Raw genomic sequence first — 17037 nt, forward strand, 5'->3', positions numbered from 1 at the left:
CAAACATCAGACTGGCTTCCCCGTATACGGCATCGACGCGGTGAGACCGCCATCGACTGGGATCGCCTGGCCGTTGACGTAGGAAGCCTCGTCGCTGGCGAGGAACAGGCCCATCGCGGCGAGCTCGTGCGGCTGGCCGGCGCGCTTCAGGGGATTGAGCTGGCCGATCTTGTCGGAAGTGCCGCGCTCCTTGGCGCGGTCGAATACCGGCTTGGTCATGCCGGTCTCGATCAGGCCGGGGCAGACCGCGTTGATGCGCACGCCGGTGCCGGACAGCGAATAGGCCGTGGTCTGCACCAGGCTGATGACGCCGGCCTTGCTCGCGCCATAGGGATGACCGCTGGCGCCGGCCTTAAGCCCTGCAACGGAAGCGGTGCAGACGATCGAGCCGGACTGCTGCCTGATCATGTGCGGCATCGAATGCTTGATCGCGAGAAATGGCCCGATCAGATTGATGCGCAAAACTTCCTGCCAGTGTTCGACGGTCTGCTCGGCCAGCGGCACCAGCCCGCCGCTGACACCGGCATTGGCCCAGATCGCATCGAGCCGGCCGTATTTCGAAACCGCCTTGTCGATGAACGCCTTCACATCGGCTTCCGAACCGGCATCCGCCATCACGGCCTCGACGGTGCCACCGGCATCGCTGACGAGCTTGGCGGTTTCCTTTACGCCCTCGGTCCGGTCGACGATGACGAGCTTCGCCCCTTCCTTGGAAAACAGCACCGATGCTGCGCGTCCGATGCCGCTTCCGGCACCTGTGATGATGACGGATTTGCCTTCGAGGCGGCCCATGAGCTTCTCCCTGTAGTGTTATGCGTGTCGGCGTGTGCCGCGTTGCGGAATTCAAACAAGATTTCAAACGCCAAGTCACTTGAGACGATGCGTGCTCTGACGTACAGCGACAACGAACAGTATTGAAGGGACGTTGCGATGTCCAATCCAGGCAAGTCGACGACAGTCACGACGCGATGGTGGTGGATCCGCCATGCGCCGGTTCGCGAAGATAACGGCTGCATTTACGGGCAGAAGGATCTCGGCTGCGACTGCAGTGATCGCATCGTGTTCGAGGCGGTCGGAAAAATCCTGCCGCGCAACGCCGTCTGGTATGCAAGCAATCTGAAGCGCACGCATCAGACTGCGCATGCGATCTGGGCCGCCGGCTTTCCGAAGCCTTCGAAGATGCCGCACGTAAATGGCTTTGCCGAGCAGCATCTCGGTGAGTGGCAGGGCCTGAATCGCGTGGCGTTCCTTGCCGGCCGCCCTGTTGGCAGTCACTGGTTTGCGGACATCGACGAGGTCCCGCCCGGCGGCGAGAGTTTCATGGACCTGTACAATCGCACATGCGACGCGATCGAACGCATCAATGCCGAACAGGCGGGCAGGGACATCATCGTGGTTGCGCATGGCGGCACGATCAGGGCTGCGGTCGGGTTTGCGCTCGGCGGTCAGCCGGAGAAAGGTCTCGCCTTCGATATCGACAATTGCTCGGTGACGCGGCTCGATCATCTTTCAACCGCGGGCCACAATGCCTGGCGGCTGCCAATGGTGAACCAGCAGCCGTGGATCGCGGATGCCTCGCACAACGCGATGCATCAGCCGGCCGGGCCGGAGGTCGAGCCGCCGTCGACCAAACTCGCGTAAGCCTCAAGTTGTTGAGGACCGCAAAGGCTGCTTAGTTCGAATTGAAGACGAAACCGGCATCGCGCTGGATCAACATCGGGGAGAGAGACATGAGCTTGTTCGATATGACCGGGAAAGTCGCCGTCATCACCGGCTCGACGCGCGGCATCGGCCGCGCCATCGCCGAGCGGATGGCCGAGCACGGCGCGAAGGTCGTGATCTCCTCGCGCAAGCAGGATGTTTGCGACCAGGTCACCAATGGAAATCAACGACAAGTTCGGCACGGGGACGGCGGTCGCGATCGCCGCGAACATTTCCAGCAAGGCAAACCTGCAAAATCTCGTCGACGAGTCCAACCGCGCCTTCGGCAAGATCGACGTGCTGGTTTGCAACGCCGCGTCCAATCCCTATTACGGCCCGCTCGGCGGCATCTCCGATGAACAGTTCCGCAAGATTCTGGACAACAACATCGTCGCCAACAATTGGCTGATCAACATGGTGGTGCCGCAGATGATCGAGCGCAAGGACGGCTCGATCATCATCGTCTCCTCGATCGGCGGGTTGAAGGGGTCGACCGTGCTCGGCGCCTACGCGATCTCGAAGGCGGCCGACATGCAACTCGCGCGCAATCTGGCCTGCGAATACGGCAAGCACAATATCCGCGTGAACTGCATCGCGCCCGGCCTGATCAAGACCGATTTTGCGAAAGCGCTGTGGGACAATCCGGAGACGCTGAAAGCTTCCACCGCGCGCTCGCCGCTCTTGCGCATCGGCGTGCCGGACGAAATCGCGGGCGCTGCGGTGCTGATGGGGTCGAAGGCCGGCGACTTCATGACGGGGCAGACCATCGTGATCGACGGCGGCGCGACGATCAGTTGATCTCGTGTCCCGGACGCGGTGCAGCGCCAGCGCTGCTCCGCAGAGCCGGGACCCATGCGAACCGCGGCGAAGGTGGTAGGCCCCGGCTCAGCGACGCATCGCGTCCGGGGCACGAGAAATCACTCTACCGCCGCGTACACCAGATCCCGCAGCATGTTGCGGATGTATTCGCGCTGGCCGGGCCCCTGCATCATGAAGACCGTGAACAGGTCTTCCGCGGGATCGATGAAGAAGAACGTGCCGGCCATGCCGCTCCAGAAGAACTGGCCGAGCGATCCCGGGAACGGCGCGATGCCTCTTTGAGTGCGGACCGCGAAGCCGAGGCCAAAACCATGACCGGGCGGCATCAGCGGCGAAGAGACCTTCACGCCTGGGGCGAGATGATCCGATGCCATCAATTCCAGCGTCTTGCGGCCGATGATCCTGTTACCATCGAGCGCGCCGCCGTTAAGCAGCATCTGGCAGAACCGCGCATAGTCCATGGTGGTTGAGACCAGCCCGCCGCCGCCGGATTCCATCGCGGGCTTCTCCAGCATGTTGAAGAGCTGCACCTTGTCGCCATTCCACGGATCATTCGCGAACGGTTCGGCGAGGCGGCCGGCGTTGGCTTCTGAGGTATGGAAAGCGGTCTCGGCCATCTGCAGCGGTGCCAGGATGCGTTCGGTCAGGAACGCGCCGAGCGACTTGCCGGAGACGACTTCGATGATCCGGCCCAGGACGTCGGTCGAGCGGCTGTAGTTCCATTCCGCGCCGGGCTGGCAGATCAGCGGCATGCCGGCGATCATGGTCGCGTGCTCGGCGTTGGTGATCTTGCGGCTGCGCAGCCGCGACTGCTGATAGAGCTGCTGGACGAGGCCGTTACCGGTGTGGTCGTAGGTCAGGCCGGACGTATGCCGCAGCAGGTCCTGAACCGTCATCTGCCGCTCCACCGGCACGAGGTCGAGCTTGCCGTTATTCTCGATGCCGACCCTCTGGTCGGCAAACTCCGGAATGAATTTGGCGACGGGATCACCAAGGATGAAGTGGCCGTCCTCGAATAGCATCATGATGCCGACCGAGACGATCGGCTTGGTCATCGAGAAGATACGGAAGATGCTGTCCTGCGCCATCGGCGCGCTGGCTACCGGGCTCTGGCGGCCGATCGCATCGAACCAGCCGATCTGGCCGCGCCGCGCCACCATCACCGTGGCGCCGGGCAGGGTTCCCTTGTCCACCTCGCGCTTGAAAGCGTCCGACATCCGCTGCAGGCGGACGCTCGAGAGGCCGATGGTTTCGGGCTTGGCCTGCGGGAGCGAAGGGGTCTGGGGGGCGGAAGTCTGCCGGGCGGCGGTCTGCGCGTTCATGGTCTCTCCCGTTGCGCTTGTTGTTGTGGTGACCAAGTCTGGCGCAGAAGGCGTGCTTTGGATAGGGCGGTAGGCTGCTTCGCCCTTGCAATCGGGGCATGCCCTATGCTTGAAACGGCACGAACCGACGCATGCGGCGGTTCCCTGCAGGAGTGTAGCTCAATTGGTAGAGCACCGGTCTCCAAAACCGGGGGTCGCAGGTTCGAGCCCTGCCACTCCTGCCAGCTAAATCAAATACTTAAGCTGATTTTCGACAGGCCGGCGATCCTTCGCGGATCGATCAATCCGCGGTGATTTCCCTGGCGCTGCCCGGCTATTAGCCGAAGAACGCGGAGAGGACCGCCATGTCCGAGGTGGCCGGCGTGTCGCCGCGCAGGTCTGCATCGATCACCCGCCGGCAGGCATCGACGGTAACGGTGTCGCCGAGGTCGTGTGCCGCGTCGAGAATGGTCCAGGCGGTCTCGCCCGAAGGTCTTTCGCAGTCTTGGCCCAACAGTGCCATGGTCGTCTCACTATCCCAGTGGAGCAAACAGGATATCCAGGAGCTTTTAAAATCAGGGTGGCGGCCTTGGGTGCATTTGAGCCGACACGGTACCGGCGGGTTAACCAATGGCTCCGTCCCGTTCAGCCAGCCGAACAGGGGCCGCGGCACCCCGTACCTTGACCTTTTGCCCGGGCGGCAGTAGATACCCGCCACCTGCTGCCGGCCCGTTGAGATGCGGATATCCGGCGCGGCTTTGAATTCCCCCGAACAATCGAGCCCGCTTGGCGGCTCATCCTTCGAGAGAGGGCTGGGCACTAGAGGGCTGTTTGAATTCGCTTTAAATCGCAATCGTCTCACGAAGGACGCGGTAACCAACGATGGCTTTCAGCCCGTTCAAATTCTTGCAGGAAGTGCGCTCGGAGACCGCCAAGGTCACCTGGCCGACGCGCCGCGAGACGACGATCACGACGATCATGGTCTTCGTGATGGTCGCATTGGCTTCGATCTTTTTCTTCCTGTCGGATTTGATCATCCGCTACGTCGTCACCTTCCTGCTGGGCGTCCAATGATGAGCACCGGAACCCTTACGATGGACAAGCGCTGGTATATCGTTCACGCCTACTCGAATTTCGAGAAGAAGGTGGCGGAATCGATCCGCGAGCAGGCGAAGCAGCGCGGCCTCGAGGAACTGTTCGACCAGGTGCTGGTGCCGACCGAAAAGGTCACCGAGGTGCGCCGCGGCCGCAAGATCGATGCGGAGCGCAAGTTCTTCCCGGGCTACGTGCTGGTGAAGATGAAACTGACCGACGAGGCGTTCCATCTCATCAAGAACACGCCAAAGGTGACGGGCTTCCTCGGCGCCGAAAACAAGCCGATGCCGATCTCCGAATCCGAGGCGATGCACATCCTGCAGCAGGTGCAGGAAGGTGTTGAGCGGCCGAAGGCCACGGTGTCGTTTGAAATCGGCGAGAACGTCCGCGTGGCCGATGGTCCGTTCGCGTCGTTCTCCGGCGTGGTCGAGGAAATTGACGAAGCGCGTTCGCGCGTGAAGGTCGCGGTGTCGATCTTCGGCCGCGCCACGCCCGTCGAACTGGAATTCGGTCAGGTCGAGAAGGTCTGATCGGAGCGGCGCGAAGCTTGTCTTCGCGTCAACTAAGGCCGTGGGAGGATGAGGGCGGTCGCCAACCGCGCTTCAACCGAACCACGGACCCTGAAACCGCCGGCCCCGGCCGGCACAACAGGAGCGATACATGGCAAAGAAAGTGACCGGATACCTGAAGCTTCAGGTGCCGGCGGGTGCGGCCAATCCGTCTCCCCCGATCGGCCCCGCGCTTGGTCAGCGCGGCCTCAACATCATGGAATTCTGCAAGGCGTTCAACGCGCAGACGCAGAAGGAAGAAAAGAACACCCCGATCCCGGTGATCATCACCATATATGCGGACCGTTCCTTCACTTTCGAGATGAAGACGCCGCCGATGTCCTACTTCCTCAAGCAGGCTGCCAAAATCCAGTCCGGCTCGAAAGCTCCGGGCCGCGACAAGGCGGGCCAGGTGACACGCGCGCAGGTGCGCGAGATCGCCGAGAAGAAGATGAAGGATCTCAATTGCGATTCCGTCGAGTCGGCCATGAAGATGGTCGAGGGCTCCGCCCGTTCGATGGGTCTGGAAGTTGCGGGGTAACGGACCATGGCAATCGGAAAACGTTTGAAGAAGGTCCGTGAGGGCATCGACCGCGAGAAGCTCTATCCGCTCGCGGATGCCATCAAGATGGTCAAGGAACGCGCCACGTCGAAGTTCGACGAGACGATCGAGATCGCGATCAATCTCGGCGTCGACCCGCGCCACGCCGACCAGATGGTTCGCGGCGTCGTCAACCTGCCGAACGGCACCGGCCGCACGCTGCGCGTCGGCGTGTTCGCCCGTGGCGCCAAAGCGGACGAAGCCAAGGCTGCCGGTGCTGACGTCGTCGGCGCCGAAGACCTGGTCGAGAAGGTCCAGGGCGGCACGATCGACTTCGACCGTTGTATCGCAACCCCCGACATGATGCCGCTGGTTGGCCGCCTCGGTAAGGTGCTCGGCCCGCGCGGCATGATGCCGAACCCGAAGATCGGCACCGTGACGATGGACGTCACGTCAGCCGTGAAGGGCGCCAAGGGCGGCTCGGTCGAATTCCGCGTCGAGAAGGCCGGCATCGTGCAGGCCGGTGTCGGCAAGGCGTCGTTCTCCGAAGAAAAGCTGGTGCAGAACGTCAAGGCACTTGCGGATGCGGTGGCGAAGGCAAAGCCGGCCGGCGCCAAGGGTACCTACATCCAGCGCGTAGCGGTCTCCTCCACCATGGGCCCGGGCGTCAAGGTCGAGCCGGGCACGCTGCTCGGCTAGTTCGTGGCGGTTTAAGTGAATTGCAGGGGCGGAATCGGGCAACCGATTCCGCCCTTTGCGTTTGATGTCGCTTTTGCGTAATCGTCGCCCCGTCGGACTTGGCAAGGACTTGGCAAGAAGGAAGAACAATGCCCGAGAAAGTCCTGATCTATTCGCGTTTCCCGAAAGCCCAGATGGAGCGCTTTGGCGAACGCTTTGAATTGCTGAACGCCGCCGGCAAGGCGCCGAATGAGGTGTTCTCCGCCGAGCAACTCGCGGACATCAGAGCACTGATCACGGCGGGCGGCACGCCGCTTCGTGGCGACGCGATGGACATGATGCCGAAACTGGGCGCGATCATCTGCTACGGCACCGGTTATGACGGCGTCGATCTGGTGGCGGCGGCGAAACGGAAGATCGCCGTCGGTCACAGCCCAGGCGCCAATGCGGCGTCGGTCGCGGATATCGCGGTCACGCTGATGCTGGCGGCTACGCGGCGGTTACTGGTGGCGGACGATTACGTACGGGGCGGAAGTTGGGCGGCCGCAAAGCCTTCGCCCATGATGCGACCGCAGGCGGGCATGCTTGGCCGAAAAATCGGCGTCTACGGCATGGGCGAAATCGGCCGCAAGATCGCGGCGCGGGTGGCCGCGTTCGAGACCGAGGTCGGCTATTTCAGCCGTCGCCAGCACGACGTTCCCTATCAATATTTTCCGACGCTTGATGCGCTGGCCGAATGGTGCAGTGTCCTGATGGTCGCGGTGCGGGCGGGCGCCGATACCCATCACGTCGTCGATGCCAATATTCTGCGCAAGCTCGGCAAGGATGGTTACGTCGTCAATATTTCGCGCGGCTCGGTGATCGACCAGCCTGCGCTGATTGCGGCACTGACCGATCAGACCATCGCCGGCGCAGGCCTCGACGTCTATGCGAAGGAGCCGCATGCGCCGGACGCCCTGACGGCGCTGCCCAATGTCGTGCTCTCTCCGCACATCGGCGGCCATACGCTGGAGTCGCATGTGGCGATGCAGAACTGCGTGTTGGCCAATCTTGAGGCGTTCTTTGCCGGTAAGCCGCTCGCTCACCCCGTGACGTCAAGCTCCGCCTGATCGTCTCCGCGGTGCGCGAGCCCTTTGAGGTAGGCGCAAAACATATCCGCCATGGCGTCGGCATAGGTCTCGATCTCGGCAGGGATTCGAGGACTTTCCGAAAACTGCTTTCCCACCGCGCTGAGCGTCGTTGTGATCAGCTCACCGGCCAGTGCACGCGTCGCCTCCGAGGCTTCGGGCAGCGCTTCCTGCATGAAGAGCTGGACAGTGCGGTCCCCCGACGCCCTCGCTTCGTGCGCCTCCGGAGCATCGCGGTAGAGCGGGGCAGCGTCATCGAGTGCGACACGCACCGCGGCCTCATCGCATTCCGAGCGGATGAAGGCGTGGACCAGCGTACGCAGCCGTTCGAGCGGCGGTCTCCGGACGTCCTCAAGGATGCCGCGCAGCAGCTCGGTCGTCTGCCGCCATTCGTCGCTCTGGAGGCGGAAGAGGATCGCCGCCTTGTTCGGGAAGTATTGATACAGCGATCCGACGCTGACGCCGGCCTTCTCGGCCACCCGCGCCGTCGTGAAGCGTTGCGCGCCTTCCTTCTCCAAAACCTGAACAGCAGCACCCAGGATCGCCGCGACGAGCTCGGTCGAGCGGGCCTGCTGGGGCTGTTTTCGCGAGGAAACTGAAGGACTTCGACGATCGGTCATCAGGAGCGGCGGGAATGCGATTAGATAACGCGAATGATTAGTCGTATTTTGGTCCGGCGCAACGACGCGCTCACCCAGACCGGAGACCTGCATGACCACGCTGACCACCACCCCGCTTGCGCCCCTGTTGGATCGCCTGTTCGAAGAGGCCGACGCGGCCTCAGCAGAGACCGAGGCTGCCGTGGCCGATCTCTCGCACGAAGCTCGCGCGCGCATGATGCGCAGCGAGACCGATTACCGCGACCTCTACGGGCGCCTGAAGAATGCTCCGCTCGCCGTCTCGCGAGAAACCGGCGCGCTACTCTACATGCTGGCGCGAAGCTCTCGCGCGCGAACGATCGTCGAGTTTGGGACCTCGTTCGGCATCTCGACCCTGCACCTCGCCGCAGCATTGCGGGACAATGGCGGTGGCCGCTTGATCACCAGTGAGTTCGAGCAGTCCAAGGTGACGCGAGCCCGCGACAATCTGATGGCCGGCGGGCTCATCGACCTCGTGGAGATTCGGGAGGGAGACGCCCTGCAGACGCTCAGCGTCGAGCTCCCCGATACGCTCGACCTGCTGCTGCTCGACGGGGCCAAAGCGCTCTATCCGGAAATCCTGAGCCTGGTCGAGAGCCGCCTTCGGCCGGGCGCCTTAATCGTCGCCGACAATGCCGACGACAGCCCCGACTATCTGGCGCGCGTGCGCGCGTCGGCCGGCGGCTATCTGTCCACGCCATTCGGCGAGGACGTCGAGCTATCCATGCGGATCGGTTCCTGCTGACCGATCCGCATTCAACTGGGGCGCGGCACGTGGCGCAGCTTGTCGGGGTTGCGGACGACATAGATCGCGGCGATTCTTTCGCCATCGATCGCCATGCTCAAGGTGAGGTCGAGTTCGCCATCGAGATAGAGTAGCGCGCCAATGGCGCCGTTGATGACAGCCGGCTCGATACGGACGTCCTGGCCGGCGGTTTTGCCGGCAATGCCGACGAAGAAGCGGGCGACCTTGTCTTTCCCAACAATCGGATTGCGTGCCGCGAATTTGCGGCCGCCGCCATCGGTGATCGCAACCGCGTCCTCGCGCAGCAATTCGGCCAGCCGGCTGACGTCGCCGCTGGCAACCGCTTCGCTAAAAGCACGCAACAGGCGCGCGTGATTGTCCGGCGCGGCCGCGGGTAGCGGGCGGTTGTCGCGCACCGCTCGGCGGGCGCGCGAGGCAAGTTGACGACAGGCGGCCTCGCTATGGTCGAGCATCGCGGCGATTTCGGAAAACGGCGTGTCGAACACATCGTGCAGCAGGAAGGCCGCGCGCTCCATCGGAGAAAGCCGGTCCAACGCCAGCAACAAGGCGAACGATAGGTCGTCGGCCAGTTCGGTGGCGGCTTCGGCCGACAGGCTTTCCGCGTCGCACACCGGCTCCGGAAGCCAAGGCCCGATATAGATCTCCCGCTGCGCCTTCGCGCTCTTCAGGCGATCGAGACAAAGCCGTGTCACGATGGTGACGAGAAACGCTTCCGCGTTGCGGACATCCTGGGCGCCGGCAAAGCGGAGATAGGCGTCCTGCACGACGTCTTCGGCGTCGCTGCGGCTGCCGAGCATGCGATAGGCGAGCCCGAGCAGACGCCCGCGATGGGGCGCCAGCGGGTCGCCGTCATGCAGCCTGTTTGACGACATCGACATCGTGCCCATTCACCGAGACGCGGCGGCACTCCTTGGCATAGCCGAGCCCGGCTTTCACCATCGGGAACATGCGGCCGAGCTGCAGCGCCATGGTCAGGTCTATCACGCCTTTCGAGCCCCATTGGGCGCGGACGGCGTCGCGAAACTCGTCGTCGTTGGCGGAGCGGCGCACCACGGCGTCGGCAAACCGGAACCCGAGCATGGTCGCATCATTCATTGCGCGCGGATCGCGGCGAAGAACCGCCTCAATCTGGTCCTTGGCCATGCCCGCTTCCAGCGCCATGTCGACGACCAGTTGTGTGCAGGGGCCGCAATCCTCCGCCAGCGCGCCGACGATTTTGGCAGCGAAACTCGCATCGGTCGGGACCGCCTCGCGGTGCGCGGCCGCCTTCATGATGGGCGCGAACTTGAAAAAGGCGCCAGGCGATTCGATCAGCATCATTTCGAGATAGCTGACGTCGTAACCGTAGCGTTTGGCGAATGCGCGCAAACTGCGGCGGGCGATCCAACTACGAATATTGTTCTCCTTGGTTGGGAAAGGCGGAATAGAGGGCGAGTGCGGAGGGCAGGACCACGGCAAGAAGATCGAACGCGGCGTTGTGGGCGTGCCCGCTAACGATCAGCACCAGGTGGATCAGACCGTGCGCGGCGAGGAAGCCGGCGCCTGCCACGGCCGCCGGCCAATAGCGGGGGCGCCATGCCCGCGCGGCCAGTGCCAGGCCGGCCACGAGGAACGCCGCACCGATGTCCTGAACAAAATGTGGATTGAACGGGCCGGTGTCCGGCACCCCGGGGACGGTTTCGTACCAGAGCGGTCCGGCCACGAGCATGACCAGCCCGTTTAGAACCGTGGGTATTGCAAGAATGGCTGCCAACTGACGCCGCATGAGAACCTCCTGCGGCCAAGACGAGGCAAACGTCGCCGGTGTGACGGAACCATCAAAGAAAAATTGTTGTCCGGCCGGTCCGTGAACTGGTGTGAATTTTGCTCTTGGCAAGCCGGGCAAGACTCGTTAAACAATGGCTTCCAGGCGTGCTGGCCGTAGCTGCTGGCACGTCTGTGCGCGCATTCCGAAAACCCGTTACGGTAGGAGATCATTCCTTTCAGGACATCCGCATGGATTGCTCGAAAGGAACGAAAACTCATCGTTTCGTGGAATGCGGCAGGGGTCCTTCGGCTTGCCGGATGGCCCCGATCCTGTCCGAGACTGCAGGCGCCCGCGAAGAAACGCAAGTTCCTCAACGGCTTAATCTTATGGCCTGCATAGACGGGTGAAGACCGGATTTCGCTTTAGCGTCGCCTTGCGCGGCGCCATCGCTGATTTGGTTCGAACCTCGACACCCCGCGCCATCTGGTTCGGGAGGGCAGGCTTTTCAAATGTCGTCTGCCCGGCGTGTCCTTGAGACTGGTGTCTAGAGGTCAGGTTTTGGGCGAGACGATGGGTGCAACCCGGCGGTCTCGCTCGTAAGCGAAGGCCGCCAACCGGAGAGAGCTTGCTGTGGAAAGAGCGGCAAAAAAGGACGCGGTTGAGGCGCTGAACGAGGTCTTCAAGACCACGAGCGTTGCAGTCGTCGCCCATTATTCCGGCCTCACCGTGGCCCAGATGCAGAAGCTGCGTACGCAGATGAAGCAGGCGGGCGCGTCGGTGAAGGTCTCGAAGAACCGTCTCGCCAAAATTGCTCTTGAAGGCACGGACGTCGTTGCTATTGGCTCCCTTTTGAAAGGGCCGACCGTGATCGCGACTTCAAACGATCCGGTAGCGGCGCCGAAGGTTGCCATGGAGTTCGCAAAGACGAACGAGCAGTTCGTCATTCTCGGCGGCTCGATGGGTAAAACCGTCCTGGATGTGAACGGCGTGAAGGCACTTGCCTCCTTGCCGTCGCTGGACGAATTGCGCGGCAAGCTCGTCGGCCTCCTGGTGGCGCCGGCGACCAAGATCGCTCAGCTCTCCACTGCGCCCGCGGCCAAGCTCGCGCGCGTCGTCCATGCCTATGCCTCAAAGAGTGAAGCGGCCTGACCCTTCGCAAATCAAATCTGGTTCGAACCAAACCTTTAAGGAACTGATCAATGGCTGACCTACAGAAAATCGTCGACGACCTCTCGAGCCTCACGGTGCTCGAAGCTGCCGAGCTCGCGAAGCTCCTCGAAGAAAAGTGGGGCGTTTCCGCCGCTGCCGCCGTGGCGGTTGCCGGTCCCGCGGGTGGCGGCGCCGCTGCTGCTCCGGCTGAAGAAAAGACCGACTTCACCGTCGTTCTCGCTTCCGCTGGCGAAAAGAAGATCGAAGTCATCAAGGAAGTCCGCGCCATTACCGGCCTGGGCCTCAAGGAAGCCAAGGACCTCGTCGAAGGCGCGCCCAAGCCGGTCAAGGAAGGCGTGAACAAGGAAGAGGCCGACAAACTCAAGGCCCAGCTCGAAAAGGCTGGCGCCAAGGTTGAGCTGAAGTAAGCGTACTACACAGAAAAGTGTGGGGATTCTTGGGGTTAGCCCCTCGAATCTCCACTATTCCGCCCCATATCGTGGCGGCAGCAGGAAAAGACGGTAGGCGGCGGGGACGGCAGGGTTCCCGGCGTAACCCGTTGGGAGACAGTCAGATTTCGGGCTTTTTCAGTCCGTGAAACCACCAGTTATGACGGGCGGGTGCAGTCATGCGCCCGCGCGTCGTTTTGCGTTTTGAAGGTCTAAAGTGCGGATTCAGGATTTAATTCCTGAAAGTGGGCTTTGTTCCTTTTGAGCGATTCGACAATTCAACCCGGGGGCGATGGCAGTCGCGCTTCGGAAGGTTCGCCTACTAAGGCGACGAAAATGAGAGGCCACGATGGCGCAGCAGACATTCACCGGTCGCAAACGGGTCCGCAAGTTCTTCGGACACATCAAGGAAGTCGCCGAGATGCCGAACCTGATCGAGGTTCAGAAGGCGTCTTACGACCAGTTCCTGATGGTCGATGAACCTCCGGGCGGCCGGCTGGACGAGGGCCTGCAGGCGGTGTTCCGCTCAGTGTTCCCGATCTCGGATTTCTCCGGCACCTCGATGCTGGAATTCGTCCGCTACGAATTCGAGCCGCCGAAATACGACGTCGACGAGTGCCGCCAGCGCGGCATGACCTATGCTGCGCCGCTGAAGGTGACACTGCGCCTGATCGTGTTCGATATCGACGAGGAAACCGGCGCCAAGTCGGTCAAGGACATCAAGGAGCAGGACGTCTACATGGGCGACATCCCGCTCATGACCATGAACGGCACCTTCGTCGTCAACGGCACTGAGCGCGTCATCGTCTCGCAGATGCACCGTTCGCCCGGCGTGTTCTTCGACCACGACAAGGGCAAGACTCATTCGTCCGGCAAGCTGTTGTTTGCCGCGCGCGTGATTCCGTATCGCGGTTCCTGGCTCGACATCGAGTTCGACGCCAAGGACATCGTGTTCGCGCGCATTGACCGCCGCCGCAAGATCCCCGTGACCTCGCTGATGTACGCGCTCGGTCTCGACGGCGAGACGATTCTGTCCACCTTCTACAAGAAGATCAATTTCAAGCGCGCCAAGGACGGCTGGCGCGTGCCGTTCGACGCCGCCCGTTTCCGCGGCTACTCGACCATCAACGACCTGATCGACGCCGACACCGGCAAGGTGGTGCTCGAGGCCGGCAAGAAGCTGACCGTGCGCGCGGCGCGCCAGTTGCAGGAAAAGGGCCTGAAAGCCCTGCGCCTGTCGGATGAAGAGCTGATCGGCAACTATCTCGCCGAGGATCTCGTCAACCCGAAGACCGGTGAAATCTACGCCGAGGCCGGCGAGGAGCTCACCGAGAAGTCGCTGAAGGCATTGAACGAGCAGGGCTACAAGGAACTGCCGCTGCTCGACATCGACCACGTCAATGTCGGTGCCTACATCCGCAACACGCTGCATGCCGACAAGAACATGACGCGTGAAGACGCGCTGTTCGACATCTACCGCGTGATGCGTCCGGGCGAGCCGCCGACGATCGATTCGGCCCAGACCATGTTCCAGTCGCTGTTCTTCGACGCCGAGCGTTATGACCTCTCCGCGGTCGGCCGCGTCAAGATGAACATGCGCCTCGAACTCGATGCGCCCGACACCCACCGCACGCTGCGCAAGGAAGACATCCTGGCGGTCATCAAGACGCTGGTCGACCTGCGCGACGGCAAGGGCGAGATCGACGACATCGACCATCTCGGTAACCGCCGTGTGCGTTCGGTCGGCGAGCTGATGGAGAACCAGTATCGCATCGGTCTCCTGCGCATGGAGCGCGCGATCAAGGAGCGCATGTCCAGCGTCGATATCGACACCGTGATGCCGCAGGACCTGATCAACGCCAAGCCGGCGGCTGCCGCAGTGCGCGAGTTCTTCGGCTCGTCCCAGCTCTCGCAGTTCATGGACCAGACCAACCCGCTGTCGGAGATCACCCACAAGCGCCGCCTCTCGGCGCTTGGACCGGGCGGTCTGACCCGCGAGCGCGCCGGCTTCGAGGTGCGCGACGTGCATCCGACGCACTACGGCCGCATCTGCCCGATCGAGACGCCGGAAGGTCCGAACATCGGCCTGATCAACTCGCTGGCGACGTTCGCGCGCGTCAACAAGTACGGCTTCGTCGAAACGCCATACCGCAAGGTGAAGGACGGTCGCGTCACCGACGAGGTCGTGTACCTCTCGGCGATGGAGGAGGGCCGTTATCGCGTGGCGCAGGCCAACGTGCCGCTCGATGCCAAGGGCCGCTTCACCGAAGACCTGATCGTCTGCCGTCACGCCGGCGAAGTGCTGCCGATCACGCCGGACAAGGTCGACTATATGGACGTGTCGCCGAAGCAGCTCGTCTCTGTTGCCGCGGCGCTGATCCCGTTCCTCGAGAACGACGACGCCAACCGCGCGCTGATGGGCTCGAACATGCAGCGCCAGGCGGTGCCGCTGGTTCGCGCCGAGGCGCCGTTCGTCGGTACCGGCATGGAAGGCGTGGTGGCCCGTGACTCCGGTGCCGCGATCGCCGCCCGCCGTTCCGGCGTGATCGACCAGATCGACGCCACCCGCGTCGTGATACGCGCCACCGAAGATCTCGATCCGACCAAGTCGGGCGTCGATATCTACCGGCTGATGAAGTACCAGCGCTCCAACCAGTCGACCTGCATCAACCAGCGTCCGCTGGTGAAGGTCGGCGACATCGTCAAGAAGGGCGACATCATCGCCGACGGTCCCTCGACCGATCTCGGCGAGCTCGCGCTCGGCCGCAACGTGCTGGTCGCGTTCATGCCGTGGAATGGCTACAACTTCGAAGACTCGATCCTGCTCTCCGAGCGGATCGTGAAGGACGACGTCTTCACCTCGATCCACATCGAGGAGTTTGAGGTGATGGCCCGCGACACCAAGCTCGGACCTGAGGAAATCACCCGCGACATTCCGAACGTTTCGGAAGAAGCGCTGAAAAACCTCGATGAAGCCGGCATCGTCTATATCGGCGCCGAAGTCCGCGCCGGCGACATCCTGGTCGGCAAGATCACGCCGAAGGGCGAAAGCCCGATGACGCCGGAAGAAAAGCTTTTGCGCGCCATCTTCGGCGAAAAGGCTTCCGACGTCCGCGACACCTCGCTGCGCGTGCCTCCGGGCGTGCAGGGCACGATCGTGGAAGTGCGCGTGTTCAACCGCCACGGCGTCGACAAGGACGAGCGCGCGCTGGCGATCGAGCGGGAAGAGATCGAGCGTCTGGCCAAGGACCGTGACGACGAGCAGGCGATCCTTGACCGTAACGTCTACGGTCGCCTCGCCGAGCTGCTGGAAAACCGCCAGGGCATCGCGGGGCCGAAGGGCTTCAAGAAGGACACCAAGATCACGCGCGCCGTGCTCGAGGAGTATCCGAAGTCGCAGTGGTGGATGTTCGCGTCACCGAACGACAAGCTGATGGCCGAAATCGAGGCGATGCGGAAGCAGTACGACGAATCGAAGAAGGGCCTTGAACAGCGCTTCCTCGACAAGGTCGAAAAGCTGCAGCGTGGCGACGAGTTGCCGCCCGGCGTGATGAAGATGGTCAAGGTCTTTGTCGCGGTGAAGCGCAAGATCCAGCCCGGCGACAAGATGGCCGGCCGCCACGGCAACAAGGGTGTGGTGTCCAAGATCGTTCCGATCGAGGACATGCCGTTCCTCGAGGACGGTACGCACGCGGATATCGTGCTCAATCCGCTCGGCGTGCCCTCGCGCATGAACGTCGGCCAGATTCTGGAGACGCATCTCGGTTGGGCCTGCGCCGGCCTCGGCAAGCGCATCGGCCAGACCATCGACGGCTATTATCAGAAGCAGGATCTCAAGCCGCTGCGCGAGACCTTGAAGAAGATCTATGGCGACGATGAAACCATCAAGACGCTGAACGACAACGAGCTGATGGAGCTGGGCCGCAATCTGAGCCACGGCGTGCCGATCGCGACGCCGGTGTTCGACGGCGCCAAGGAAGCCGACATCGAGGAGATGCTGAAGCTCGCGGGCTTCGACGCCTCCGGCCAGTCGACCGTCTATGACGGCCGCACCGGCGACGCCTTCGATCGCAAGGTGACGGTGGGCTACATCTACATGCTCAAGCTGCACCATCTGGTCGACGACAAGATCCACGCGCGTTCGATCGGTCCGTACTCGCTCGTCACCCAGCAGCCGCTGGGCGGCAAGGCGCAGTTCGGCGGCCAGCGTTTCGGCGAAATGGAGGTGTGGGCGCTGGAAGCCTACGGCGCGGCCTACACGCTGCAGGAAATGCTGACCGTGAAGTCGGACGACGTTGCCGGCCGTACCAAGGTGTACGAGGCGATCGTGCGTGGCGACGACACGTTCGAGGCGGGTATTCCGGAATCGTTCAACGTGCTGGTCAAGGAAATGCGCTCGCTCGGCCTCAACGTCGACCTGCACAATTCCAAGATGGGACCGGCGCCGACGTCCGAGGCGGCTGAGTAACGCTTGAGAT

General features: G+C 62.7%; 18 protein-coding genes, 1 tRNA gene and 1 pseudogene. 12 read left to right on the top strand and 8 right to left on the bottom strand.

Features of this window, described 5'->3' with window-relative positions; translation table 11 throughout:
- Positions 1-6: 6 nt before the first annotated feature.
- Positions 7-792: an SDR family NAD(P)-dependent oxidoreductase gene (locus V1278_RS18550; RefSeq protein WP_334363386.1), complete on the bottom strand. Its 786-nt coding sequence runs from the start codon at positions 790-792 to the stop codon at positions 7-9.
- A gap of 138 nt (positions 793-930) precedes the next feature.
- Between V1278_RS18550 and V1278_RS18555 the strand changes: the two genes are divergently transcribed.
- Positions 931-1641, top strand: a complete 711-nt coding sequence (locus V1278_RS18555; protein ID WP_334381834.1) for a histidine phosphatase family protein — start codon at positions 931-933, stop codon at positions 1639-1641.
- A gap of 31 nt (positions 1642-1672) precedes the next feature.
- On the opposite strand, the gene V1278_RS18560 is transcribed toward V1278_RS18555, so the two are convergent.
- A complete protein-coding gene (locus tag V1278_RS18560) occupies positions 1673-1876 on the bottom strand; it encodes a hypothetical protein (protein ID WP_334384340.1) in 204 nt (67 codons plus the stop codon).
- On the opposite strand from V1278_RS18560, the pseudogene V1278_RS18565 reads away from it, so the two are divergent.
- A pseudogene (locus V1278_RS18565) lies at positions 1788-2499 on the top strand (SDR family NAD(P)-dependent oxidoreductase). The gene V1278_RS18560 and the pseudogene V1278_RS18565 sit on opposite strands and share 89 nt — an antisense overlap.
- A gap of 119 nt (positions 2500-2618) precedes the next feature.
- On the opposite strand, the gene V1278_RS18570 reads toward V1278_RS18565, so the two are convergent.
- A complete protein-coding gene (locus V1278_RS18570; RefSeq protein ID WP_334381835.1) occupies positions 2619-3842 on the bottom strand; it encodes a serine hydrolase domain-containing protein in 1224 nt (407 codons plus the stop codon).
- A 148-nt stretch (positions 3843-3990) separates the two neighbouring features.
- Here V1278_RS18570 and V1278_RS18575 point away from each other — a divergent pair.
- A tRNA-Trp gene (locus tag V1278_RS18575) sits at positions 3991-4066 on the top strand.
- A 92-nt stretch (positions 4067-4158) separates the two neighbouring features.
- On the opposite strand, the gene V1278_RS18580 is transcribed toward V1278_RS18575, so the two are convergent.
- Positions 4159-4344, bottom strand: coding sequence for a hypothetical protein (locus V1278_RS18580; protein WP_334381836.1), 186 nt, complete (start codon positions 4342-4344; stop codon positions 4159-4161).
- Between the two features lie 359 nt (positions 4345-4703).
- On the opposite strand from V1278_RS18580, the gene secE reads away from it, so the two are divergent.
- From secE to V1278_RS18605, 5 genes are all read left to right on the top strand, one after another.
- Positions 4704-4895: a preprotein translocase subunit SecE gene (gene secE / locus V1278_RS18585; protein WP_028349074.1), complete on the top strand. Its 192-nt coding sequence runs from the start codon at positions 4704-4706 to the stop codon at positions 4893-4895.
- Between the two features lie 20 nt (positions 4896-4915).
- A complete protein-coding gene (gene nusG, locus V1278_RS18590) occupies positions 4916-5446 on the top strand; it encodes a transcription termination/antitermination protein NusG (RefSeq protein WP_028349073.1) in 531 nt (176 codons plus the stop codon).
- Positions 5447-5576: 130 nt separating this feature from the next.
- Complete coding sequence (gene rplK / locus V1278_RS18595; protein WP_028349072.1) at positions 5577-6005, top strand: 50S ribosomal protein L11; 429 nt, start codon at positions 5577-5579, stop codon at positions 6003-6005.
- Between the two features lie 6 nt (positions 6006-6011).
- On the top strand, positions 6012-6704 hold the full coding sequence (rplA, locus tag V1278_RS18600) for a 50S ribosomal protein L1 (protein ID WP_057843562.1): 693 nt from the start codon (positions 6012-6014) through the stop codon (positions 6702-6704).
- A 128-nt stretch (positions 6705-6832) separates the two neighbouring features.
- Positions 6833-7792, top strand: a complete 960-nt coding sequence (locus tag V1278_RS18605; RefSeq protein WP_334381837.1) for a 2-hydroxyacid dehydrogenase — start codon at positions 6833-6835, stop codon at positions 7790-7792.
- Here the strand turns inward: V1278_RS18605 and V1278_RS18610 are convergent.
- Complete coding sequence (locus V1278_RS18610; RefSeq protein ID WP_334381838.1) at positions 7765-8430, bottom strand: TetR family transcriptional regulator; 666 nt, start codon at positions 8428-8430, stop codon at positions 7765-7767. The two genes, V1278_RS18605 and V1278_RS18610, sit on opposite strands and share 28 nt — an antisense overlap.
- Positions 8431-8521: 91 nt before the next feature.
- Here V1278_RS18610 and V1278_RS18615 point away from each other — a divergent pair, with 91 nt between their 5' ends.
- Complete coding sequence (locus tag V1278_RS18615) at positions 8522-9193, top strand: O-methyltransferase (protein WP_334381839.1); 672 nt, start codon at positions 8522-8524, stop codon at positions 9191-9193.
- A gap of 11 nt (positions 9194-9204) precedes the next feature.
- Here V1278_RS18615 and sigJ read toward each other — a convergent pair whose 3' ends face one another.
- Genes sigJ through V1278_RS18630 form a run of 3 tightly spaced genes read right to left on the bottom strand, consistent with a single transcriptional unit; the run spans position 9205 to position 10979 of the window.
- Positions 9205-10092, bottom strand: coding sequence for an RNA polymerase sigma factor SigJ (sigJ, locus tag V1278_RS18620; RefSeq protein WP_334363376.1), 888 nt, complete (start codon positions 10090-10092; stop codon positions 9205-9207).
- Complete coding sequence (locus tag V1278_RS18625) at positions 10064-10582, bottom strand: hypothetical protein (protein ID WP_334381840.1); 519 nt, start codon at positions 10580-10582, stop codon at positions 10064-10066. The genes sigJ and V1278_RS18625 overlap by 29 nt, the downstream gene beginning before the upstream one ends.
- A 19-nt stretch (positions 10583-10601) precedes the next feature.
- On the bottom strand, positions 10602-10979 hold the full coding sequence (locus V1278_RS18630) for a hypothetical protein (protein WP_334381841.1): 378 nt from the start codon (positions 10977-10979) through the stop codon (positions 10602-10604).
- 612 nt (positions 10980-11591) lie between these two features.
- Here V1278_RS18630 and rplJ point away from each other — a divergent pair.
- From rplJ to rpoB, 3 genes are all read left to right on the top strand, one after another.
- Positions 11592-12110 carry a 50S ribosomal protein L10 gene (rplJ, locus tag V1278_RS18635; RefSeq protein ID WP_334381842.1) on the top strand — a complete coding sequence of 173 codons (519 nt, stop codon included), beginning with the start codon at positions 11592-11594 and terminating at the stop codon, positions 12108-12110.
- A 50-nt stretch (positions 12111-12160) separates the two neighbouring features.
- Positions 12161-12538, top strand: a complete 378-nt coding sequence (gene rplL / locus V1278_RS18640; RefSeq protein ID WP_065748157.1) for a 50S ribosomal protein L7/L12 — start codon at positions 12161-12163, stop codon at positions 12536-12538.
- 370 nt (positions 12539-12908) lie between these two features.
- Positions 12909-17027 (top strand): DNA-directed RNA polymerase subunit beta, encoded by a 4119-nt coding sequence (rpoB, locus tag V1278_RS18645; protein ID WP_334363371.1) that lies wholly within the window; start codon positions 12909-12911, stop codon positions 17025-17027.
- The last annotated feature ends 10 nt before the right edge of the window (positions 17028-17037 follow it).

Source organism: Bradyrhizobium sp. AZCC 1577 (genome assembly GCF_036924575.1).
In the GTDB taxonomy this organism is placed as follows: Bacteria; Pseudomonadota; Alphaproteobacteria; order Rhizobiales; family Xanthobacteraceae; genus Bradyrhizobium.